This window comes from Brumicola pallidula DSM 14239 = ACAM 615 (genome assembly GCF_000428905.1).
Taxonomy (GTDB): Bacteria; Pseudomonadota; Gammaproteobacteria; order Enterobacterales; family Alteromonadaceae; genus Glaciecola; species Glaciecola pallidula.
Genome location: NZ_AUAV01000017.1, coordinates 111,001 through 134,021, shown reverse-complemented (window position 1 = coordinate 134,021; position 23,021 = coordinate 111,001). Strand labels below are relative to the sequence as shown.

The following is a 23,021-nucleotide window of genomic DNA, read 5'->3' as shown; positions in this document are numbered from 1 at the left end:
GGTGGTGCGCCAATTGCTGTGATCCGCAAGTACATCGAGCAACAGCAAACGCCACACTAAAACAAATGGACGGCTTCGCCATCCGAGCTATCCATCCGAGCTATCCATCCCCGCCCTGAACGACGAGGCTTTCCGCTCAATTCCGGTAAATGGCGCCGTACCATAAGCAGGTCATCAAGATGCCTATGACACTAAAATTCAGTGGTTTACCTCCCTCAAAATCTCGCTGTTGATTTTTTGAACTTTGTACTCCAAAAAAAGAAGCCATAATACTGACCGTTATTTGAAAAAATGTGGGACCTTTTTTGCTATTTTCCACTTTAACCACCTACTTTAATTAAGCTGTAAATCGAAGTCAGAATAAAGCAAGCAAATAAATGAGTACAGGAACAGATAATTATAATTTTATAGGTACAGATGCACTATCATTGAATAATTCCTGGCTATTAGGAGACGATTAACGAACGGTAACTGGTGCGTTTCTATGCATTATCAACTCTTTAAGGTCAGCGAATATTTACCTGGCTGGATAAACTATTTTGATATTACTAGTGGGTATTATTGATGCGTAGATCGAGAACATTGGATTACGCGCAGAGTGCGATACTGGAGTCACCAATCTCAGCGTGACGCAGAGATGATGATGAATGTATTCGTATTAAGAGCAAATTTCAATTAAAAAGCATGGAAAACACAATACGCACTTAGTAATGGTCATACTTGCTTGATAATTTCGATAGTCTTCGGTATCTGTAACCGATATGGCTATTAGCAGTAAGAAGTCACTAGGGTCTTGTTGTTATCACCGAAATTATATAGGCTCAACCTTCACTGTAAGTTTGGAACGGCCGCATCCATAACTAAAAATTGATGTGCACGAAAAATTTCATTGCCTGCGCTAGCCAGGTTGTTTCACTGTAAAGATAAATGTCATGAGAACTAATATATGAAGAAGCAATTGAGAAAAATATTTTCCCCAATACTCCGAGTTTTTGAGTCTGGCGAGGGCGAATACCTTTATAAAAAATCAGATAGAAAGGTACTAAACATTATGGGGTTTCTGTTTGTCTTTTTGTCAGGTTACTCCGCTGTGGTAGCTATTATTGCGTCAGAACTCGCTGGTTTTTTACCGTTTTTAGTCTTCTTTTTAATTGGATTTATATGCGCATTAGTTGGATTATTGGGCAATGATCGCGCGGTTTCAAAAATATGGAGTCGTAAATAGTATTTTTAATGAGCTCGGACTTCAATAGACAATTCCATACGTTCCCTACCCCAGTTTCAACCACGAAGGCTATTGGAATTGAAAGCCAAGGGCGGCTTCAGTTAAAACATTTTTGGTAAGTAAAATGGCCACTCGATAACACATTTAAACAGGGATTTTTCATGCGACAGTTTACACGGATTTTTATCGCAAGTTTACTATTTAGCAGTTTTATTTTTACTGTCGCCTATGCTCAGAAAGCATCCTCCGTGCCAAATTAAACCGCGCCTACTGCGGCACTTAGCATATTACCGGAATTTACTAACACAACTCTTTCACCTGAGATTGGTGCCGATTTACTCCAGATGACGATTTTGAAGAGTTGCTAAATTACACCACATTCGAAGACAAACCTATCCGTGTAAAAGGCTTTAGTCTTGACCCGAACATTCTATATCTAACGAAACATAACGGCGATAAACGTGCCTTGTATAAAATGAATTTAACAAGTAAAGAAACAAGCCTGATATTTGCTCACGAAGACTATGATATTAGTGGTGATTTAATTTACTCAACGGTGAATAAAGACGCGATTGGTATATTTGACGAGCATTCGCCATATGGACGATACTATTTTAACGACGACGATTACAGCTTCCACGATGCGTTAGACAAAGTTTTATCCGACACCAATAACTACATTCGTAGTTTTAGCAAAGACCAATCGATTTTGTTTCATTACTTGAGCATCAAAGCATTACTTATACTGCTCGCGATGGCTTAGAAATTGTGGCGCTAATTACACTACCTAAATTTGGAAAAGCCACATACCCTGCCGTTGTCCACCCATCTATCTGATTATCAACGCTTTCATTTAGATGAGAATTTTTTCGTAGGCATCTTCTGTTACTTGCACTAACTCAGCATCTAGGATATACATATAACTAGATCACACTTAGGATGCCATTAGTAGCACTTAACTCACGTTTGCATATAGTTTGATAATCGTTCGAATTTCCGCAAATAGGTGCTAATCTTGATTGCGAACTCATCTAAAAATTTAAGGATAAAAATGTCGAGAAAAAAATTCATGGAAGCTCACGGAGCCTCAAATAATAATGACCGGAATGGTTGGGGCTTTGTTAATCATAAAGACAAAGTGGTAATATTTGGCGCCTGGGACGTAAATACACAATTGGACCGTTCACTTATTTTAGCCATGGATGGGGACAAAATTGAGCTTGGTCGTAAGCAAAATGCATTTAGTGAAAGCTTAGAATACGTAAAACTAGTAGAGAATGATGGCTATCAGTTGCAAACATTCCCGGTTATATTAGATACCGATTCTGATGATGGCCTAGGCACCGGTAGAGTAAAAATAAAGACTTATGTTGAAGAAATTTCAGACATGAAGCTTGAAATTATTAACGGTGATTACTATGCTGTTGGCAAACATAAAGCTGAGTATTCTACTAAACCGCTATCCGGATTAGCGGATGATATTGCAGACATTTTTGACTCCGAAGTTGATAAAAATGGACGTCAAAGCCTCGTAATGTCGCGCGTCGGTCAGGGGCGCTTTCGCAAGAATGTTATAGATGTTTGGGGGAATGGAGAGTGCTGCGCGCTTACACTAACCAGCGTTAAAGAGATATTAGTCGCGTCACATATTGTCCCTTGGTCGGTTTGCGAAACAAATGAGCAACGTTTAGATGGTTCAAATGGCATCTTGTTATGTGCTCATATTGACAAACTCTTTGACTGCCATATGCTCACATTTGAAAAACAAGGCCGTAATTATCTTACCAGGCTATCTCCTACCCTCGATAAAAATACATTACGAGGACTAGGGGTTGAAGCTGGTTTGACGCTGTGCATTGATCAAATGAAGCCTAAATTTCAGAATAGATTTGATGATTACTTAAAGTATCATAATGGTATTTTCAACCAAAAATTATGATTTGTTAGGCTGTAGTTAATGTAAGCATGTGTAGCATATTTTTAAATATAGTACACATGCTTGAATATACGTTAAAACCACGCACCAGCTTGGATAAGCAGCGTTAACCCGGTCGACCGTCCGTTCTTGCCTTACAAAGGATCGGAGAATACACCCAAACAAAACAGGCAAATGTACTGCACCATAAAAGTCCTGAGAGCAGCAACAATTGCGCTGTAAATTGAGGGAAAATTGCTACCAATATACTCCTAGTAAGGGCTGCGAGTACTATTGCCGTGAAAGCCAACACCATTAATGGTGAAACAGTTAATGTTCTTCCTGTATGTCCTAAGGAAACTCGAGCGATCATAGCTAAAATCATTCCGCCTATTACCCCCACTGTTAAGCTATGCAATGCGGTGCTAAGGCTCAGCAAACCAAAAGTAAAGTGCAAACCCAAAAGTAACAAACCGATAGGTAAAAACGTCATGCTCAAGTGCAAAAGCCAAACCAATGGAACCCTTACCGTAACCCATGGTCTCCAACGTAAACTTCGATAAAAATGCAACGCCGCGCTTGTAAAACATAAGACACCTAAGACTATATTGTGTTCTGTAAGCCCTGCCCCAATAAATACGAAAATAGCCAACAAACTACCTAATGAAGTCAGTTCAAGGCCCTTGATAGGCAATACTTTTTGGGTTTTGGTGCCATTTGCAGTAAACATAGGAATGACTCGGCCACCCACAGTAGCAATTAAAAATATCGTGAGAATGATCATCGAATGCATACCCTGATTGATAAATTCAGAGGAAAAACCAAATTGAGGTAAATAAGTAAAAATATTAGCAACGGTCATGAGCGCTATAACCGGCAAAAATATCATATTCCTATATTGTCTAATTTTAATCAGAGGTTGCGCCAAGAAATATCCAGTCATAGGTAAAAAAGATAAATCCAGTAGCATGATGATCTCAATTGGTATGCCCGGGTTGGTTATAATAAGTACACGAGCGCTGATCCAGATTAACAACAAAAATAATAACTTTTTGCCTTTAACACCAGAGACACCTGTCCATGTCTGCACCGCCGTGAGCAAGAATCCTGAAACAATGGCGGCAACAAAACCAAATAACATTTCATGACTATGCCACCATAACTCACCATTTAAGGGAGTTGCCGACAAAACACCATTAAGAAACATTAACCAAACAAGCATAGCGATAAATGCAAACGCAGCACCTATCAAAAAGAAAGGCCTAAAGCCAAGTTGTAAAACCGGCATCAGTTGCTGTTCGTGTTTCAAATCGGTGATGTTCACTGTATTAGTCAATCCATATTTAGAGCGTTATATTGTTTAGGCATTACTATTATTAATACTAATCTCTGCTCGCCGAGATTAGAAAAAGAGTGTTTTCGGTGCCAACTTCAAGACTCTAAGAATAAATTACCCTAACAAATTCATTTAATAAACGCTGAGCAAGTTTACTCTTTTCGTAGCGTTAAACCGATGGCCATTAGGGCCCAACCATCAAATAGTAAACTTAGGCCTACATACAAACCGACTAAATACAGGGAAGTTGCAGGCCAGCCAACAAGAAATAGAGTGGCCAATAGAAGTGACGTAACACCGTTGAACGTCATCCAAAACCAGCCTTTTGCCGGATGAATTGAATTGGCCATTGCAAAGTTGCCAAAGGCGTCTAGCAAAAGGTATATGGCTAGCAACAGACCCACTGCTTCTACACCCGACATCGGGTCAATTAACATCAAACCGCTAACGCCTATGAGTAGAGCTGATTTAATCCAATTCATGATGCTGTTTTTATCGTAACGGTAGGTGTGAATACCCCACATGACACCACCTAGAAACAACAGCCATGCGGAAAAAATCACGGTGCCCAGCGACATAATACCCGGCAAGAATATACCCGCCGTTCCCAACACAATAAACAAGATCCCAGTGAATAAAGTGTAGGGCCCGAATTTAGCCTGAATTTTTTCGTTTATACTAGGTAGCGTTGTCATCATTGATTTCCTTATATAGATGTGACTTGACCGACATGTTATGAAAGCACAAAACACCTTTAATTTGAAACACAGGATACCGTTGGGCTTGTATCGATGTTATTGGAGATTCCTCTTATTCCAATGTGGTAAACCCGTAATATGAGCTTATATAGTCTTGGATGTAGAATAAGTCAGACGGACTTCAGTAGCGTCTATTTATCTGAGGGCGGCGAGTACGTCGTTGGATTTAAGGTACGCAACGACATACTGATTGGGTAGTGATCGGAAGAACGAATATCGGTGTGCACATGTGCTTCCAATACATCCAGCCCGCGATAGTAAATATGATCAAGGTGCTGCAACAAATGGTTTAGTCTTGGCTGCCGCTTCATTTCAACTTCTTGCAACGAAAACGACGTTGCTAATGCATTAAAATATTTCAATCTTTTCTCATTCCAAGTATTAAAATCACCCGCCAATAATACCGGCCCTTCATGATGTTCTATGCTTTGGAAAACTTGGTCTAGGTGGGTTCTGAATTTTTCGAATGCGACAAAGTTGATAATGTGCGAATTGACAATGAGTAATGACTGCCCAACAGCGTTTAGCGCATACACAGTTGCTAACTGCATCTTTTTCGTTTTTGTAATTGGTTCACTGTGCGTCGATGCTGAAAAATAATGTATACTTGTTTTGATGGGGTCCCCATAATTTTTCGCGATTCAACTTTGCTATAGCGACTTTTTATCATGAAAATTTTGGCCTTTAATCAAACTTATGAGAGCAAAAATTATTAATGTAGCCCTAGGGTTATAAATAGGGCGAGAATAAACGAAACAAATTATTGCGGATCTTTTTTAACGTAGAAAAGTCATTCATTTCAGCTTCAGTAACGATGACGGAATTTTGTTTCTTTACGTTAAAGAGTTCTGTTAGTTTTGCATTGAGAGCGGTGTCGAAACATTCTAGGTTGATTTCGAAATTAAATTCCAGACTTCTAGCATCCCAATTGGTAGAGCCTACAAATGACCATATGTTATCAATAATGACAATTTTACTGTGGTCAAACGGCCTTTTATTTTTGTAGATATGTATACCGTGCTCTATTATTCTCAAGAAATTTGCTTGCATCACCCAGTCCACCAAAGGAATGTCACTGTGTTGGGGCACAATAATTTCGATTGACACGCCACGAAGTGCTGCGGCATGTAAAGAGGTCATTAGGGTCCTGTCTGGAATAAAATAGGGAGTAATGATTTTTACGCTAGTTTGTGCGCAAACTAATGCGTTAATTAAAGTCCAACGTATTTTGTTATGGTCCTCATCAGGGCCATCTTGAATAACTCGGGCAACAACCGATTGCTCACTTGTTTGCTGCGTTGTGTTTGGCCTATCATTTGGGTTATAGAGAGGGAATTGAATTAACTCACCGGTGGCAAAAAACCAATCCTCTGTAAACACCTGACTAATTTGATCAATCACTGGGCCGGTCACTTTAAACTGCACATCATCAATCGGATTTACTGCAGATTTAACTACATTACTCTGGCTTACGTTCATTCCACCTATGTACGCTTCTTCACCATCCACACAGAGTATTTTTCGATGGTTTCTTAGATTGATAAAGCGAATACTGGTAAGCGAAATAGCGGGTAAAAAGCGGGCGGTTTTTACCCCCAGTTTGTTCAGAGCTTGGTCTGATTTACGCCAGCTATAACCAATACCTATGCCGTCTAGCAAAACGTTAACCACGACACCCCTTTTATTTGCTGCAGCTAAAGCGTTAATAAATTGGCTTCCCAGTGCGTCGCAATCAAATATATAACTTGATAAAACCACATAACGCTTAGCGCTATGTATGGATTGGATCATTGCTGGGTAGGCTATATCCCCATTAATGAGCAGTTCAATGCTATTGTTTGCAAGATAATTAACAGGGTGAATTGTATGTCCTGCGATGATTGATGGATGCCAGTGTTTGGGTAAATGGTGAAAGTTAATGGGTTTTTCTTGATGACGAAAGTCTGGTTTACTTTTTTTGGGATGTTTTTTCTTAGCTAAACGCTTGATACGATTTATTCCAAATAACCAATAAAATAAACTGCCCACAATGGGCGAGAGTATAACAAGACCAATCCAAGCGAGAGAAGTACCCTCGTTTTCTTTGAACAGAAGCACATGTAACGACGTCAGTAGAGATACACTAATATGCAAAATAACGGTTATGGTTACCCAATGTATATAGAACCATCCAAGCAATTCTTCAAAAATGTGCATAAAATCCAACTTAATTAATACGCCGCAACCCAGAGTATTACACGAATGCGTAAACCCAAACAACTCGATGTTATCTGCGCTTTCACGCCTGAAGATGATAAATGCATCACTAATTTTGTATATTCCCCGGCTTTATCTAGCTTCCAAAATTGACTATTCGAGTTTAAATTCTAAAATAGAAGGTGTATAACGTAGTAGTGTTAATACTTTCCTATGGCAATCATTATGAGTATAAAAATAGATGATTTTAAGGTAACGACAGGCGATAAATTTATACTTCGAGACTGCCCTACCCGAATCGACCCGCTGTATCAGTCAAAGAAACAGTATAAAAAAATGCTTAAAAAGCAGGTGAGGAAACTGAGTAAACAACAACAGTTATTGTATGCCTCTAACAAGTATTCGCTACTATTAATATTTCAAGCTATGGACGCGGCTGGCAAAGACGGTGTTATTCGCCACGTTATGTCTGGAATTAATCCTCAGGGATGTCAGGTCACGAGTTTCAAACACCCTAGTGCCAATGAACTTGAGCATGATTTTTTATGGCGCAGCAACCAAGTATTGCCTGAACGTGGACGCATTGGTGTGTTCAATCGCTCTTATTATGAAGAAGTACTGATAGTCCGAGTGCATCCTGAAATACTAGTCGCTCAAAAAATTCCAGAAGAGCACTTGAGTGAAGGCGAATTATGGGAGGAGCGCTTTCGTTCTATTAATAATTTAGAGAGACACTTGCACAATGGCGGTACCCGCATTATCAAAATCTTTTTGCACCTTTCCCCTGAAGAGCAGCGTACCCGTTTCATTGACCGAATTGATGATGCAGACAAAAATTGGAAGTTTACTGATGCAGATATTAATGAAAGAGAGTTTTGGCCACAATATCAGGAGGCTTACCAAGCATGTTTGCAAGCAACTAGCACAAACAATAATCCTTGGTATGCAGTGCCAGCCGACGATAAAAAGAATGCTCGACTAATTGTGTCCAAAATCATACATAAAACATTGAAGGCGTTGCCAATGAGTTACCCTATTAGTGACGAACATCGTAAGCTTGAACTTCAGTTGTTAAAGCAAAAGCTTTTGAAATGAGCTGCAAGATCGTGCTTTAAAATAAACCAACAAGCTTACTTAGTTATTTGTCCACTTAAGTCACCAAAAACAGCACACGGCATGCTAAGTTGTATATTAGCCCACTTTTCCTGCTTCTGTTGCCGCAAGAACCTCGTTTAGGCTTCCTGTTTTGCAGTCATAAATATAACCATAAATTGGGATCTCACTGGGAACCATTGAATTATTTCTGATCCGCTGAACATCTTCTAACACACTCTTTTCTTGATCAGTTATGGTTAGCCAATTGATATATTTGCCGTCAGTTGTGCCATCACCAGCGTTGCTATCGTGCCAGCAAGAAGCGTCTACACTTGAAGTTTTTAAACTGCTCGATAGTAGATCACCCATTATTTCCGTGGTGAATGTTTCCATTCCACAGTCAGTGTGATGAATGACAAACCATTCCTTTGTTCCTAGTAACTTGTAAGATATAACTAATGAACGAATGGCATCATCGCTTGCCCTGCCCCCTGCATTTCGGATCACATGCGCATCACCTTCTGCAAGGCCTGCATATTTAGCTGGATCAAGACGTGCATCCATGCAAGTTAGGATCGCAAACTGCCTTGCCGGGGGCATAGGCAAATCAGATTTATTTCCAAAATCAGCGACGTAACTAGCGTTAGCTGCTATGACTTCTTTAACCACTTCACTCATGTTAATTTTCCTTTGGCATTTATCAATAATGTCGTTGTTGTTACAACTCTGTGGAATATAGATTACCGTGCACACCATTCATCAGATCAACAATATCAAAAAATACGCCAGTGTCTGTGTCAAAGATTTGACCTGCGCAGTATAGTGAAGACGGCGCACTATTTACACCGCTGCCCCAACTGAATGAGGCGGTCGATGCACCAGATTGGACCAGACTAGCGCCTCCTTGAGCATTTTCGAAAACACAAGAGCTATTTCCCTCAATGGGAGCAGCATATGCTGATAATGTGAGACCGCAATACGCGATTACGCCAAATGCCGCGGTGATTAGTTGCTTTTTCATCATTATTTTTTATATTATTCAATTAGTTATAAGGGAAGTCATATTTCGCTTTATGAAAGTGTAAAGAAAGCCGACACAAATTAGCCCTAAATCGTTAGTTTTAGACACCTGTCATGTAAAATAATACGCAAAATATTGTTATTCTCAGGGCTGTTGAGTGCATCGTCCTTGCCCTTTTTAGTCTGCGTATTAGTACATTAGTAGCAGTAATATGTTTGCTTGAACGAAGGAATATGTGAATTTATTTAAGTTATCCTGTCCTATTATCCAATAAATTAAACTTCCCTCGCTCCCTAGTAGCAACTATTCTTTGCTAAGCTATTTTGTTAAGGTTACTATTTGCACAACTCAACGATGGGAAAGGAACAATTCATGTCTATAAAAATAAGCCTAGAACTAAGCGATAATGATTTATCTCACTTTCGCGAGCTAATGCGATTAGCTATCGAAAAAATAAAGAATTTACCTGAACAAGAGGTGATTAAAAAAGCCGAAGATTTATGTAAACAAATGGAAAATGCGAATATCCCCGATTTTGTCAGTCAACGATTAAGCTCACTAAAAATGTTGATCAGTGCTTTAAATGATGATGAATGGCAAATCCCTGAGGATGAAAAAGAAGAAATATTAACTTCTATCGCTTACTTCTGTGAACCACAAGATTTGATACCTGACAACATTCCTGGCTTAGGTTATTTGGATGACGCTATTATGATCGAATTAGTTATTCAAGACATGTCATTAGATCTTCAAGCCTATGAATCTTTTTGTAGTTTCCGAAGTGCCGAAGAAAACCGACGGGGTAGTCAAGCAAACGTGAATCGTGAAAGCTGGTTGACATCAACGCGCAGTGAATTGCGCTCAGGCTTGCGCAGGAATAAGTCGATTTCGGGTGCCCGAAAAATATTTTCTCGTATCATGTAATTGTCTAGAAGCTATTTGAGAAAGCCGTTGAGTATATACTTAGCGGCGTTTTTATTTTTTGTTAGTTAGCCGCAACATAAGAATACCGATAATCCATAATCCATTGTTTGGTTCTTATAAGTCCACGTCAACAATAAAAAATAACAAAATAGCGACTACATAGATAATTTTATTAATATGCAGTTTTGCCCAACGTCCGCGCAATTCTGAACGCCACCGTTTCCTATTTTATCTCTTCAGTCCAAACATATACAGCTAATGTCCAAGACCATGACCACAGCTAAAACAATATACCTTATGACTCTTCACAAACCGAATTTAGGCTTTGCAGGGAATCTACCGCTAGTTTTTCTCTTTCGGCTTTACTAATGTATTTAGGCTTACTTTTGGGAGACAATTTGTTGTTTGCTTTTTTAGAACGTGCTTTTAAAATCTGATTACTTTTTTTACGACGGTTCATAGCTGTGTTCTCAATGTGTCTATACCTAAAATAAAAAAACTCTAACGATTTAGCCCACCTATATTGCTATTTTTGTAGTGGCATCTCGATTTCGGCATTCTGAACAGAAATACCTATTAGTAATTGATAGTGAAATAAGCTTAAATAAATAGCAAGCGCATTTTTAATAGAGCGCTCTCTAACGTTTTTGCCACACAGCGCCACATTAATTGCTTTATCATCCTCAATCCGCGAGTGTAAAATGATGCTTTTCGCTTTGCTTATCTTTTGAAATATGCATCGCCTTGTTAGCCTTTGTTCTCAATTTAAATTGAGTATCACCATGCTCCGGGTAAATAGCGACGCCGATACTGAGGCTAATTTTTATTTCGTGGTCTTTATAGGAAACTCTTTTATCAAAAGCGCCTATCAGTCGTTGGCATATCACGTCACAAGCTTCGATAGATACTGGATAGTGCAAAATAACTAAAAACTCATCCCCCCCCTGACGACACGCTATATCGGTGTCTCTAATTAATTCTTTGATTCGTTTGGCAACTTGTTTCAACGCATAGTCACCAGCGTCATGTCCAAGTGCATCATTAATTAGCCTAAATTTGTCTATATCTATATATAAAATAGCCGCTTTAAAATTATGACGTTTTGCCATCTTTAAGGTTAATTCAAGCTGCTCTTGCGCAAATCTGGAAGAACTGAGGCCTGTTAGATGATCATGATTTGCTAAATAGTCGACCTGTTCAGCTTTTTTGTCTAACTCAAGGAGAGACTTTTTCAATGTATTTTGAAGATTGATAAGTAACGTACCAATCAACGTAAAGCTTACCAATACAGCGACAACAGAGTACACAGAAGCGTTTATAAAAGTCGCAGTTGCATTACTGGTTAGTATGGGAACAATAGGATCCTTGGCAAGAAATAATATCCCAGCAGCAACAGTTGCCGTTGTCACAATACTGTAAATAGCAGCCGTTTTAGGGTTATGCATAACCAAAATAACTGAACTGGTTACTACTAACAACGCGACCAAACCACTGGATAAGCCATATTCATAGGCGCCAATGAGTATTAACAGTAATAAAAACATAGAAACTAAAATAGTGTCTATTACCATTTTTTGTTTTGAGGATCGAAAATAAACGGCGATTGCCAGCGCCATAAACACAATGTGGACAAGGTGAATATTGTGAAAGCCCGATTGCAGCCAATTACCGATAGTAAAAGGAAGTCCAAGTGCACATATTGTGATTATTATGAGTACCAGTTTTGATAAAATAAGCTGCTGCATCGTATTGTCTTGCTTTTGGGAGTCGGTCACATTGTTTACCTAGCGCGAGGTTGAAGATTACTGAGAAAACGTGCACTCCCTGTACATTACTCGTTAATGTTGAGAAGATACTATTGTTCTGGTATAAATGCAAAAAGCCCATATACGCCTAATATTATGTGAATAAAATCAACAATTTGTCGATATAATATTCATCAACAACTCGATTAATCTTACACATCGTTAGATACTCGGTAAAACAATTAATTTTTGGTGCATACATTCAATGACGCTCTTCATCATAGTTACCGTCCTAATCGTGCTCGCTATTTTATGCTTCTTGATCCTCAAAGTTGACTCAAGGTTTATTATTGCAAATAGTATATATAATACAATCAACAAGCTTGAAGCTAGATTGGCAAACTTACAACACTATTCAACTTGGAATGAAAAATTTAATCTACAAATGCACTACTTGAGCAATGTAGCGGAATTTGACAGTAGCAAACCAATTATCGTTTTGCTGCATGGATTTAGTGCTGATAAATATATTTGGAATCGAATTTCTAGAAAATTAAGCAAAGAATATCAGCTGTTTACGCCCGAATTATTGGGGCATGGGGATGTTACGTATCGGTCAACTGACAACTATTCAGTGCCTGAACAAGTCCGCTTTTTGATGGATATGCTAGATAAATTAAACATTCAAAAATTTCATATCATTGGCAATAGTATGGGCGGTTTTATGGCGGCCAAAATAGTTGAACGTTGCCCGGATCGTGTTCACAAATCGGTTTTAATAGATCCGGCTGGTATTCGTTCATATTACTCGTTGCAAATGGCCAAAAGTACCCTAAACCCGTTTGAACACTACAATGAGGCCGATTTTTTTCACTTTTATGATTTGGTCATGGCGAAACCACCCTATTCTCCAAAATTTATATTGCAAGCTGCTGCCGATAAATACATCGGGAAACGCGAACAGTATGCACATATGTTTCGCGATTTCTTTAATCCTGACGACTTCTTTGACCTAGCGCATAAAATCAACGCATCTAACGTTATGTTGATTTGGGGCAAAAATGATAAACTAGTGCCCGTTGCAGATTATAAAGTATAGCAAGAGATGTTGGATTCGGAGACTGTAATATATGAAGATTTAGGTCATATACCCATGGTGGAGAGTGTCACTAGGGTGTCCAGAGACATTATGTCGTTTTTAGACCGAACAGCATAAAACAGCTAAACGTTTGGTCGATTTTATTACAGTGTTGTTATTTTACTATTTGAGAACATAAGAAACTGATGGAATACATCTATTTATTAATTGCTTTTATTTTTGGCTTCGGTTTTAGGTTATTAAACTTACCGCCACTCATTGGCTATCTCATAGCCGGGTTTTCTTTGAATGCATGGGGCATAGAAAGCAACAGTAGTTTGAAAGAAATAGCAGACCTTGGCATCACCATTATGCTTTTTACTATCGGCTTAAAATTGAATGTGCAAGACCTATTAAAGCGTGAAATATGGCTAAGTAGTTTTCTACACTCTACTATTTGGATAGCATTTGTTAGCGCGTTATTTCTATTGCTAAGCTTGATTGGATTACCCTACTTCACCACTATGGACCCAATGACCGCAGCCTTAATTGGATTTTCATTTAGTTTTAGTTCTACAGTTTGTGTGGTCAAAATACTAGAAGAAAGCGGCGAGAGTAGAACCCGACATGGCAAAGTAGCTATTGGTATTCTGGTAATGCAGGATATTTTCGCTGTACTTTTCATGGTTGTAGCGACTGGGGAAATTCCCTCGCCGTGGGCGCTATTACTTGTCCTACTTATACCGATGATACCTCTATTACATAGATTATTGAACCAGTCTGGGCATGGAGAATTACTACCACTAACTGGTTTTATTTTGGCCTTGGGAGGATACCAATTATTCGAACTTGTTGGCATCAAAGGCGACCTAGGAGCCCTAATTTTTGGTGTCTTAATTGCTGGACACTCAAAAGCAACCGAGTTATCAAAGTCGTTACTAAGCTTCAAAGATCTATTCCTAATTGGCTTCTTTTTAACCATCGGATTAACCGCACTTCCTACGTTTGAAATTGCGGGTATCGCATTGTTGATAACTCTGTTGTTACCGCTTAAATTTTATTTGTTTTTCATTCTACTTACTAAATTTAGGTTGCGAGCACGAACCTCGTATCTGTCTAGTTTGGTAATGTCTAATTACAGCGAATTTGGACTCATCATTGCTGCAGTTGCCGTCAGCGTTGGCCTGCTAGACAGCGTGTGGTTAGTTATAATGGCATTAAGTGTTTCGTTCTCGTTTGTGTTTACGAGCATGTTGTATAAAACCTCACATAATCAATATAACTCGCATAAAAAACGCCTCCAAATGTTTCAATCAACTATATCGTTGAAGGAAGACCTTTATCCAAAAATGGGGGACACAAAAGTACTTGTTATCGGAATGGGAAGAGTTGGTAGAGGTGCCTTTAAAACGTTAGCTAGATTGATGGAACAAGGTGTTACGGGCATGGATGCTGACTTAGACAAAGTTAATTCACTAAAAGAACAAAACTACGAAGCGATTTTGGGTGACGGTGAAAACATCGACTTATGGGAAAATGTAGATATCAGCAAAATTGAACTGATCCTGTTAGCTCTGCCCTCCATCGATGATTCATCCAATATTACTAATCAACTTAGAAATGCCTCTTATTCAGGCAAAATTGCCGCGATAGCAAGGTATGAAGATGAAGTTCAGCCTCTTTTGGACGTCGGTGTAGATAAGGTATTTAATTTTTTCACAGAAGCCGGTTTAGGCTTTGCTGAAGAGAGCTTTGAAATGCTAAATCATACAATAGTTAAGACGTAACATGGCTAATAATAAAGGTCTTAATGAAAATCATTATCGTTATTACAGTATTGATATATAAGACTTATTTATTGTAATTATTGATATTGGGCAAAAGCCTTCTATACTAGTAAGTAATCAAATATAACCTATTCAATACTGTTTCAGATAAAAGGTAGCTAAATGAAAGGTAAACCAGAAGTAATTAGAGTCCTCAATGAGGTACTTATGACTGAACTCACCTCAATTAATCAATACTTCTTGCACGCTCGGATGTATAAAAACTGGGGTTTTGAAGTACTCAATCAAAAGTGCTACAAAAAGTCTATAAAAGATATGAAACAGGCGGATGAAGTGATCACTCGCATCTTGTTTCTTGAAGGCCTGCCCAACTTGCAAATGCTCGGCAAAATATATATCGGTGAAGAGCCCGCCGAGATGCTTAAGTGTGATGCCAGCTTTCAAAGCAAGCAAATTCCACAAATGAAAGACGCTATAGCACTGTGCGAAACACATTTAGACTTCGTATCTCGCGATTTGCTGGCTAGTATTCTCGAGTATGAAGAGGAACATTATGATTGGTTAGATACTCAAGCTTACCAAATTGAACAGTTAGGTATCCAAAACTACCTACAGTCTCAAATAGAGGAAGATTAATATGCAAGGCAATAAAAATGTAATTGATGGGCTAAATACCCTACTTGGTTATGAATTAGCAGCAATGGACCAATATTTTGTGCATTCTCAAATGTATTTAGACTGGGGACTGAACAAATTATATGAACGCATAAATCATGAATTTGACGATGAAAAAGGACATGCGACTAAACTCATTGAGCGCATGCTTTTTTTGGGCGGCGAGCCAGATATGCAAACCCGTGTTGGTTATAAAGCAGGTAAAGCCGTCGCTGAAATGTTGCAAAGCGATTTACGCGTAGAATATGAAGTCGCGGACAAGTTACGAAAAGTCATTGCAATGTGTGAAATTGAAAAAGACTATGTAACGCGAGACATGCTAATGATTTTGTTAGACGACACAGAAATGGATCATGCGCATTGGTTAGAGCAACAACTTGGTCTCATAGAAATGTTAGGATTATCGAACTACTTGCAGTCACAAATGTAAGTTACTCTGGGGATGTATAAAAAGCGGCTGAGTAAATCTTTACTTGGCCGTTTTGGTTTTCGACATTTAAGTTAAGTTGCCATTGCATTCTGGCAAGACTACAACTGCCTAAAAAGGTCACATAACCCTCATCTGTTTTCATAATTGGTGTTTTGCCCATGAACATATTAACTCCTTCAACCCAAGCTTCTGTCAGTTTTAGTTCTCGCGGGAGCTCAATAGATAGTAAAATTTCTTCTTCCGTTACAATAGGTGATAAAAATTTTACCGATATTTTGTTGTTTCCGTATACAAATGTACACTTTTCGACAGTTAAGTCACATTTTCCTGATTGATTATCTGGGCTATTAACATTTTTATAATAAACACCTGAAAGGCTTACTGCTAATAGGGCTATAAAGAGTATTAGTGTCTGTTTTGAATACATTTTCTTCTGATTTTTTTACATTTCATTAACCGTCGAATCATCTTTATTGACCAAGATCAAGTCAGACTCAAGTAATATATCTTTTTGTCCTTAAAAACATTATTATCCGTATGTGATACCTCAACAGCTTACTTAACTTGCTTTAACTACTCAACTGGTTAGACAACATAGGTGAACGATACTGAGATGTAGTTATTTTTTCTCGACGCGGAAGACATATTAATATGAGCGAAACAAGCCAAGCAAAACATGACTATAATTATAAAGTAGTCAGGCAATTCACAATAATGACGATCGTTTGGGGCATTGTTGGAATGTCATTAGGGGTTTTAATTGCTGCGCAATTATTTGCACCGGCATTGAACTTTGATATTCCATGGTTAACCTACTCTCGCTTGCGACCCTTGCACACTAATTCGGTAATTTTTGCATTTGGTGGGTGCGCGCTGTTTGCAACGTCCTACTATATTGTACAAAGAACTTCACAAGTAAGACTTTTCAGTGACAAACTCGCGGCCTTTACTTTTTGGGGTTGGCAAGCAGTTATCGTTGCCGCCGTTATAACGCTACCTATGGGTTATACGTCGAGCAAAGAATATGCTGAGTTAGAGTGGCCGATCGATATCCTAATTACATTAGTTTGGGTCGCCTATTGTATCAACTTCTTTGGCACCTTAGTTATACGAAAAACCTCTCACATTTACGTCGCTAATTGGTTCTTGGGTGCGTTTATGTTGACCGTTGCAGTATTGCATATAGGCAATAGCATGGTTGTGCCCGTTTCTTTCATGAAGTCATATTCAATTTATGCGGGTGCCGTAGATGCAATGATGCAGTGGTGGTACGGACACAATGCCGTCGGCTTCTTCCTAACAGCTGGTTTCTTAGGAATGATGTATTACTTCGTACCTAAACAAGCGGGTCGCCCAGTGTATTCATATCGGTTATCAATTGTTCACTTTTGGGCACTAATTTCATTATACATTTGGGCTGGTCCTCACCACCTTCACTACACTGCTCTTCCAGATTGGACGCAGTCGTTAGGGATGGCAATGTCCATTATATTATTTGTACCGTCTTGGGGAGGAATGATCAACGGCATCATGACGCTTTCAGGTGCTTGGCATAAGCTAAGAACAGACCCTATCTTACGCTTCTTAATTGTTTCATTGTCATTCTATGGTATGTCTACCTTCGAGGGTCCAATGATGGCTATTAAAACAGTCAATGCGTTGTCTCACTATACAGACTGGACCATTGGACATGTTCATTCCGGTGCACTGGGTTGGGTAGCGATGGTAACTATTGGTTCTATTTATCACTTAGTTCCTATCTTGTTTGGTCAGCCAAAAATGCACAGCACCAAGTTAATTAATATTCATTTCTGGTTGGCAACAATCGGTGTTGTTTTGTATATCGTGGCAATGTGGATGTCCGGCGTATTGCAAGGTCTAATGTGGAGAGCGGTGAACGCAGACGGTACGTTAACCTACTCGTTTGTAGAGTCATTAGAAGCCTCTAAGCCTTTCTATATTGTTCGCTTCATTGGTGGTTTGTTCGTTGTTACTGGTATGTTCATTATGGCATACAATTGCTATCGCACTATTAGCGCGCCGAAAGAAAGCATTGCAGATAACCCTGCAACTGCCGGAGCGTAAGGAGAGCTATTATGAAAAATCCACATGAGTTATTAGAAAAAAACGTTGGCTTGCTAACGGTTCTTATTTTAGTCGCAATCAGTTTCGGTGCAATGGCACAAATACTGCCTCTAATGTTTGACCAGCAAGCATTGGAGCCGGTGAAGGGTTTACGCCCTTATACGGCGCTAGAGTTGGAAGGCCGAGATATATACATCCGTGAAGGTTGTGTTGGTTGCCACAGCCAAATGATACGCCCGTTTCGTTCTGAAACTGAGCGTTATGGGCATTACTCAGTCGCCGGTGAATCCGTTTGGGAGCGCCCTTTTTTATGGGGTTCGAAAAGAACAGGTCCGGATTTAGCCCGAGTCGGTGAACGTTATAGTGATGAATGGCATCGCGTTCACTTGATTAATCCGAGAAATGTGGTTCCTGAATCAAATATGCCTGGTTACCCTTGGTTGGCTGAAAATAAACTTGATGGTGAGCATATCGTCAAGAAAATGGAAGTCAACCGTATGTTAGGTATGCCGTATACAGATGAAGATATTGCAGGTGCTGAAGCTGCAGTAAAAGGCAAAACAGAAATGGAAGCCTTAATCTCATATCTGCAGCAACTTGGGACACACTTAAAATAATGGACCAAGGAACTATAGGCAGCATATTTACGGTCATCGTTTTCGTCTCTTTCGTTGGAGTTTGCTATTGGGCATTCAGCAGCCGCAATAAAAAGAACTTCGACGAAGCAGCAAATTTAGTTTTCGATGACGAAGAACACAAAATTTCAAATAAAGAAGATCAGGAGTCTTAAACTTATGAGTATGTTTTGGACAGTATGGATATCTGTTATAACTCTAGGCTCGATCCTAGGGTGCTTCTTACTGCTTCGTTGGTGTTTATCAAACGATACTGGTATTGAAGAAGGTGCGTCAATGGGACATGTATTTGACGGCATAGAAGAGCTGAATAACCAATTACCCCGTTGGTGGACAATATTATTTTACATTTGTTTGATCTGGGCCATTGCGTATCTAATCCTGTATCCAGGATTAGGCAGTTTTAAAGGTGTTTTAGGTTGGACTAGTTCTAACCAAGGTGTTCTTTCATTAGAAGAGTCAAAGCTGGCGTTACAGAAAGACATTGACGAAGGTAACTGGAATGAGTACGCCCTTCAAATCAAGTACGCGAATGAAAAATTTGACCCTATATTCGCTGAATACGCAAAAACACCCGTTGAGCTGCTAGCGCAAAACGAAGGTGCTGTGCAAGTTGGTCAGCGCTTATTCTTGCAAAATTGTGCACAATGTCACGGTTCAAATGCTAAGGGCGCAGCATCGGGTTTTCCTAATCTAACTGATAACGACTGGTTGTATGGTGGTTCCGGTGACAAGATTAAAGAAACCTTAATCTTGGGTCGTCGTGGCGCTATGCCAGGATGGTTAGGTAGCATGGGTGAAGACGGTGTAGCAGAAGTTGTCGCATATACCCTAAGCCTGAGCGGTCGAGACGTTGATTTAGACCTGAAAAACGCGGGCAAAGCACGCTTTGTGGTTTGTGCTGCCTGTCATGGAATAGACGGTAAAGGGAATCAAATGCTTGGTGCTCCTAACCTAACAGATAATATTTGGTTGTACGGCGGAAACCAGAAGACGGTTACACAAACCCTTTATTACGGACGCAATGGTGTTATGCCCGCGTTTAAAGAGACACTTGGTGAAGATAAGGTGCACGTTGTCGCAGCTTATGTTTTTAGCCTATCCCAAAATAAGTAATAACGACTAAAGAAGCCTCGTGTTAACGGGGTTTCTTTTTTTTTATTGCACTTAATATTAAAGAAGAGTTTACGCATTATGGAAGAATCAGACATTAAACCCTGGTATAAGCAGTTTTGGCCTTGGTTTTTAATCTGTATCCCGTTGTCTTCATTTATTGTTGGCGGATTTGTTGTCAGTTTCGCAACGGACGGAACAAACACGTTGGTAGTGGACGATTACTATAAAGAAGGTAAGGCGATTAATGAGAGACTTGGTAAGATTGAAGAAGCTCAAACGCTTAACATAACGACCCAATTAAATATTAATAATGATTTTATCTCTGTCGAATTTTTATCCGGCGCCCCCCAAACTAAACAAGCACTTAAGCTAGACTTTTATCATGTAACGCTTGCGGAAAGAGACTTTCAAGTATTGTTAAGTGCAGATGCTAATGGTATTTACAGGGCGGAAACAGATACACTTGTCAACGGTAAATGGCGTTTACGTCTGACGCCACTTGATGAAAGTTGGAAAGTTCAGAAAACTCTCATTTTGCCAACATCCATGGCGATCAGCTTCAACCCTTAATGGCGGTGCCCATTCTTAATGGCTATTAATGTCTCAAAAGGCGATTGCTTTCATTGCGGCCTGCCTAATTTAGAAGGTGACAAATATCCTGTCACCATTCTCCACAAAACGCATAATATGTGCTGCCCCGGGTGCCAAGCAGTGGCCTCAGCGATCGTTGAAAATGGACTAGAAAGCTACTATCAATTCAGAACAGAACCCGCAACAAAAGGTGACTCTGCGCTGGATAATACAATGAACAAGCTGGCCGTATATGACGAACCTGAGCTACAAGAAGAATTTGTTTTCGAAAATGGAAAACACAAACAAATCCAATTGACAGTAGAAGGCATTACATGCGCCGCATGCGGATGGCTGATAGAAAAGCAACTCGCTAAAGTTGTCGGTGTTAAACAAGTATCTGTTAATGTTGGTGCTCGCCGAGCAATGATTGCATGGAACGATAAAGAAATTAAACTTTCCGGTCTACTTAAACAACTGAAGAACATCGGGTATGAATCTCTCCCCTTCCAAGCTGATAAACACGAAGCGTCGTTTCAAAATGAACAAAAGAGTTACTTAAAGAAACTGGGCTTAGCGGGTTTAATGACCATGCAGGTCATGATGTTAGCAATGGCACAATATTTTGATCTATTTGGTGATATTGACGCAGAATCAACTCGCTATTTTAATTGGATCAGTCTTGTTTTAACAACACCTGTTGTATTGTATTCCGGTAGTGTTTTTTATCTTAGTGCATTGAAAGCGACAATGGCAAAAACAATCAACATGGATATATCGGTTACCGTCGCCATATTATCAACTTATATCGCTGGTTTTATAACTGTCAATCAGGTTGATGCAGAAGTGTACTTTGAATCAATTTGTATGTTCGTGTTCTTTCTTCTTATTAGTCGTTATCTAGAACAGCGAACAAGGCATAAAGCGAATCAAATCTCCTCAAATATGTTAAAGCATATTCCAGTCACAGCTTATAAATGGATCAACGGTGAATTAACCTCGGTATTAGCAAAGCAACTACAAGTTAACGATCTAGTGTTAGTTAAAGCAGGTGAAATTATACCGGTGGATGGAGAAATCACTGAAGGACACGCTACAATCGACGAATCAATGTTAACCGGTGAATTTGAATCCGTCGACAAACGACAAGGCGCGTATGTTTATGGCGGTACAATTAATCAATTGGGTGTTATTACCATTAAAGTAACCAAGACACTAAAGTATGCGATGGTTAATCAAATTCTGCGGCTACAAGAAACTGCTATGGCAAATAAACCAAAAGTAGCTCTACTTGCAGACAGACTTAGCCGCCACTTTAGCATTATCGTATTGGCCTTCACTGCCTTTACATATGCATTTTGGTACTTGCAAGACAGTCCTCATGCATTTTGGATTGCTATTTCTGTGCTTGTTGCAACCTGCCCTTGTGCACTTGGTTTGGCAACGCCGTCAGCTTTGACTTGCGCCATGGCTAAACTAAATAAGGGCGGAATACTCCTCAAACGTGCGGATGCACTTGAGCAACTTACCGATATATCTGACATTGTGTTTGATAAAACAGGCACGCTAACTTGTGGAGAGTTTTCCATACAAAAAGTATGGGTGGCTGATGGATCGCAAAAGGATGCCCTATTATCTATTGCAACAGCATTAGAAGTAAGGTCTGAGCACCCTATTGCAAAAGCGTTTTCAAAGTTAGATATTGATATTAAGCATCAACACATCAGCAACTTTAGAGTCAGTGTCGGTAATGGTATCTCTGGCAATATTAATGGTCATCTTTATCAGTTGGGCTCCGCTAATTTCATTGGCATAGATAATGAAAATCAGTTTATTAACGAATTGAATGATGCCACAATCGTCCTTGCAAAGGATGATTGTGTTGTTGCCGCATTTTGGTTGGCGGACAAAATTAAACATGATGTCGCTGACGTATTGAAAACGCTAAGCGGCTATGAGACCAGTATACTGAGTGGCGATAGTGAAAAGAATGTACGCGATGTTGCGCTTAAATTAGGCATTGGTAAAACATACGCGCAGCGCACACCACTGCAAAAATTAGATACTATAAAGACACTCCAACAACAGGGTAAAAAAGTATTAATGCTAGGTGACGGCATTAATGATGCTCCTGTATTGGCGGCTGCTGATGTATCAGTGGCGGTGGGCAACGCATCAGACTTAGCTAAAAATGCAGCCGATGTGATATTACTAAATGCTCAATTAGACTCGCTGGTTCTGGTACTGACGATGGCAAAAAGAGCACGCCGTAAGATAAAGCAAAACATGGTATGGGCGATTGGGTACAATGTGTTAGTTTTACCATTAGCGATGGCTGGTTTTTTGACGCCTTGGATGGCAGCACTAGGTATGTCTATCAGCTCAATTATCGTGGTTTATAATTCGACACGTCTTCTTAAAGATTAAGGT

Annotated in this window: 25 protein-coding genes; 15 read left to right on the top strand and 10 right to left on the bottom strand. The window is 39.5% G+C overall.

The features are described 5' to 3' along the window. Positions 1 to 136 precede the first annotated feature (136 nt). On the bottom strand, positions 137 to 319 hold the full coding sequence (locus G399_RS22970; RefSeq protein WP_006011945.1) for a DUF2970 domain-containing protein: 183 nt from the start codon (positions 317 to 319) through the stop codon (positions 137 to 139). 627 nt (positions 320 to 946) lie between these two features. Here G399_RS22970 and G399_RS0108460 point away from each other — a divergent pair. The 3 genes from G399_RS0108460 to G399_RS0108450 all read left to right on the top strand — a co-directional run bounded on the left by G399_RS0108460 (position 947) and on the right by G399_RS0108450 (position 3,164). Further along, positions 947 to 1,225, top strand: a complete 279-nt coding sequence (locus G399_RS0108460) for a hypothetical protein (protein ID WP_026843587.1) — start codon at positions 947 to 949, stop codon at positions 1,223 to 1,225. Between the two features lie 475 nt (positions 1,226 to 1,700). Further along, the gene (locus tag G399_RS0108455; protein ID WP_006011948.1) at positions 1,701 to 1,988 is read left to right on the top strand and encodes a hypothetical protein; all 288 of its coding nucleotides are present in this window, start codon (positions 1,701 to 1,703) and stop codon (positions 1,986 to 1,988) included. 288 nt (positions 1,989 to 2,276) lie between these two features. Further along, on the top strand, positions 2,277 to 3,164 hold the full coding sequence (locus tag G399_RS0108450; RefSeq protein ID WP_006011949.1) for an HNH endonuclease: 888 nt from the start codon (positions 2,277 to 2,279) through the stop codon (positions 3,162 to 3,164). A 103-nt stretch (positions 3,165 to 3,267) separates the two neighbouring features. Here G399_RS0108450 and G399_RS0108445 read toward each other — a convergent pair whose 3' ends face one another. The 4 genes from G399_RS0108445 to G399_RS0108430 form a co-directional block, all read right to left on the bottom strand. Continuing rightward, positions 3,268 to 4,464, bottom strand: a complete 1,197-nt coding sequence (locus G399_RS0108445) for an NnrS family protein (RefSeq protein WP_006011950.1) — start codon at positions 4,462 to 4,464, stop codon at positions 3,268 to 3,270. 164 nt (positions 4,465 to 4,628) lie between these two features. Next, positions 4,629 to 5,174, bottom strand: a complete 546-nt coding sequence (locus tag G399_RS0108440; protein WP_006011952.1) for an HdeD family acid-resistance protein — start codon at positions 5,172 to 5,174, stop codon at positions 4,629 to 4,631. Between the two features lie 191 nt (positions 5,175 to 5,365). After that, positions 5,366 to 5,839, bottom strand: coding sequence for an endonuclease/exonuclease/phosphatase family protein (locus G399_RS20415; protein WP_264358392.1), 474 nt, complete (start codon positions 5,837 to 5,839; stop codon positions 5,366 to 5,368). 124 nt (positions 5,840 to 5,963) lie between these two features. Then, a complete protein-coding gene (locus G399_RS0108430) occupies positions 5,964 to 7,430 on the bottom strand; it encodes a phospholipase D-like domain-containing protein (protein WP_006011954.1) in 1,467 nt (488 codons plus the stop codon). A 225-nt stretch (positions 7,431 to 7,655) separates the two neighbouring features. On the opposite strand from G399_RS0108430, the gene G399_RS0108425 reads away from it, so the two are divergent. Next, positions 7,656 to 8,525, top strand: a complete 870-nt coding sequence (locus tag G399_RS0108425; RefSeq protein ID WP_006011955.1) for an ADP-polyphosphate phosphotransferase — start codon at positions 7,656 to 7,658, stop codon at positions 8,523 to 8,525. 96 nt (positions 8,526 to 8,621) lie between these two features. Here G399_RS0108425 and G399_RS0108420 read toward each other — a convergent pair whose 3' ends face one another. Then, positions 8,622 to 9,203 (bottom strand): beta-class carbonic anhydrase, encoded by a 582-nt coding sequence (locus G399_RS0108420; protein WP_006011956.1) that lies wholly within the window; start codon positions 9,201 to 9,203, stop codon positions 8,622 to 8,624. 40 nt (positions 9,204 to 9,243) lie between these two features. Further along, positions 9,244 to 9,549, bottom strand: coding sequence for a hypothetical protein (locus G399_RS0108415; protein ID WP_006011958.1), 306 nt, complete (start codon positions 9,547 to 9,549; stop codon positions 9,244 to 9,246). Between the two features lie 369 nt (positions 9,550 to 9,918). On the opposite strand from G399_RS0108415, the gene G399_RS0108410 reads away from it, so the two are divergent. Continuing rightward, a complete protein-coding gene (locus G399_RS0108410) occupies positions 9,919 to 10,470 on the top strand; it encodes a YkvA family protein (RefSeq protein WP_006011960.1) in 552 nt (183 codons plus the stop codon). A gap of 295 nt (positions 10,471 to 10,765) precedes the next feature. Here the strand turns inward: G399_RS0108410 and G399_RS21590 are convergent, their stop codons facing one another. Next, on the bottom strand, positions 10,766 to 10,930 hold the full coding sequence (locus G399_RS21590) for a DUF2986 domain-containing protein (protein WP_006011961.1): 165 nt from the start codon (positions 10,928 to 10,930) through the stop codon (positions 10,766 to 10,768). 223 nt (positions 10,931 to 11,153) lie between these two features. Beyond that, on the bottom strand, positions 11,154 to 12,245 hold the full coding sequence (locus tag G399_RS0108395; protein ID WP_006011963.1) for a GGDEF domain-containing protein: 1,092 nt from the start codon (positions 12,243 to 12,245) through the stop codon (positions 11,154 to 11,156). Between the two features lie 235 nt (positions 12,246 to 12,480). Here G399_RS0108395 and G399_RS20410 point away from each other — a divergent pair, with 235 nt between their 5' ends. The 4 genes from G399_RS20410 to bfr (G399_RS0108375) all read left to right on the top strand — a co-directional run bounded on the left by G399_RS20410 (position 12,481) and on the right by bfr (G399_RS0108375) (position 16,185). Further along, positions 12,481 to 13,314 (top strand): alpha/beta fold hydrolase, encoded by an 834-nt coding sequence (locus G399_RS20410; RefSeq protein ID WP_006011964.1) that lies wholly within the window; start codon positions 12,481 to 12,483, stop codon positions 13,312 to 13,314. 185 nt (positions 13,315 to 13,499) lie between these two features. After that, a complete protein-coding gene (locus tag G399_RS0108385; protein WP_006011965.1) occupies positions 13,500 to 15,080 on the top strand; it encodes a cation:proton antiporter family protein in 1,581 nt (526 codons plus the stop codon). Between the two features lie 162 nt (positions 15,081 to 15,242). Beyond that, a complete protein-coding gene (gene bfr / locus G399_RS0108380) occupies positions 15,243 to 15,716 on the top strand; it encodes a bacterioferritin (protein ID WP_006011966.1) in 474 nt (157 codons plus the stop codon). 1 nt (position 15,717) lies between these two features. Next, on the top strand, positions 15,718 to 16,185 hold the full coding sequence (gene bfr / locus G399_RS0108375; protein WP_006011967.1) for a bacterioferritin: 468 nt from the start codon (positions 15,718 to 15,720) through the stop codon (positions 16,183 to 16,185). Between the two features lies 1 nt (position 16,186). Here the strand turns inward: bfr (G399_RS0108375) and G399_RS0108370 are convergent, their stop codons facing one another. Continuing rightward, complete coding sequence (locus tag G399_RS0108370) at positions 16,187 to 16,612, bottom strand: hypothetical protein (protein ID WP_006011968.1); 426 nt, start codon at positions 16,610 to 16,612, stop codon at positions 16,187 to 16,189. Between the two features lie 224 nt (positions 16,613 to 16,836). Between G399_RS0108370 and ccoN the strand changes: the two genes are divergently transcribed. The 6 genes from ccoN (at position 16,837) to G399_RS0108340 (ending at position 23,018) form a co-directional block, all read left to right on the top strand. After that, positions 16,837 to 18,270 (top strand): cytochrome-c oxidase, cbb3-type subunit I, encoded by a 1,434-nt coding sequence (ccoN, locus tag G399_RS0108365; protein WP_006011969.1) that lies wholly within the window; start codon positions 16,837 to 16,839, stop codon positions 18,268 to 18,270. A gap of 11 nt (positions 18,271 to 18,281) precedes the next feature. Then, positions 18,282 to 18,887, top strand: a complete 606-nt coding sequence (ccoO, locus tag G399_RS0108360; protein WP_006011970.1) for a cytochrome-c oxidase, cbb3-type subunit II — start codon at positions 18,282 to 18,284, stop codon at positions 18,885 to 18,887. Beyond that, entirely contained in the window at positions 18,887 to 19,060 is a 174-nt protein-coding gene (locus G399_RS0108355; RefSeq protein WP_006011972.1) for a cbb3-type cytochrome oxidase subunit 3, read from the top strand. Before ccoO ends, G399_RS0108355 begins: the two co-directional genes overlap by 1 nt. A 4-nt stretch (positions 19,061 to 19,064) precedes the next feature. Further along, positions 19,065 to 20,021, top strand: coding sequence for a cytochrome-c oxidase, cbb3-type subunit III (ccoP, locus tag G399_RS0108350; RefSeq protein ID WP_026843584.1), 957 nt, complete (start codon positions 19,065 to 19,067; stop codon positions 20,019 to 20,021). 78 nt (positions 20,022 to 20,099) lie between these two features. Beyond that, the gene (locus G399_RS0108345) at positions 20,100 to 20,591 is read left to right on the top strand and encodes a FixH family protein (protein WP_006011974.1); all 492 of its coding nucleotides are present in this window, start codon (positions 20,100 to 20,102) and stop codon (positions 20,589 to 20,591) included. 18 nt (positions 20,592 to 20,609) lie between these two features. After that, positions 20,610 to 23,018, top strand: a complete 2,409-nt coding sequence (locus tag G399_RS0108340) for a heavy metal translocating P-type ATPase (protein ID WP_006011976.1) — start codon at positions 20,610 to 20,612, stop codon at positions 23,016 to 23,018. Positions 23,019 to 23,021 lie beyond the last annotated feature (3 nt).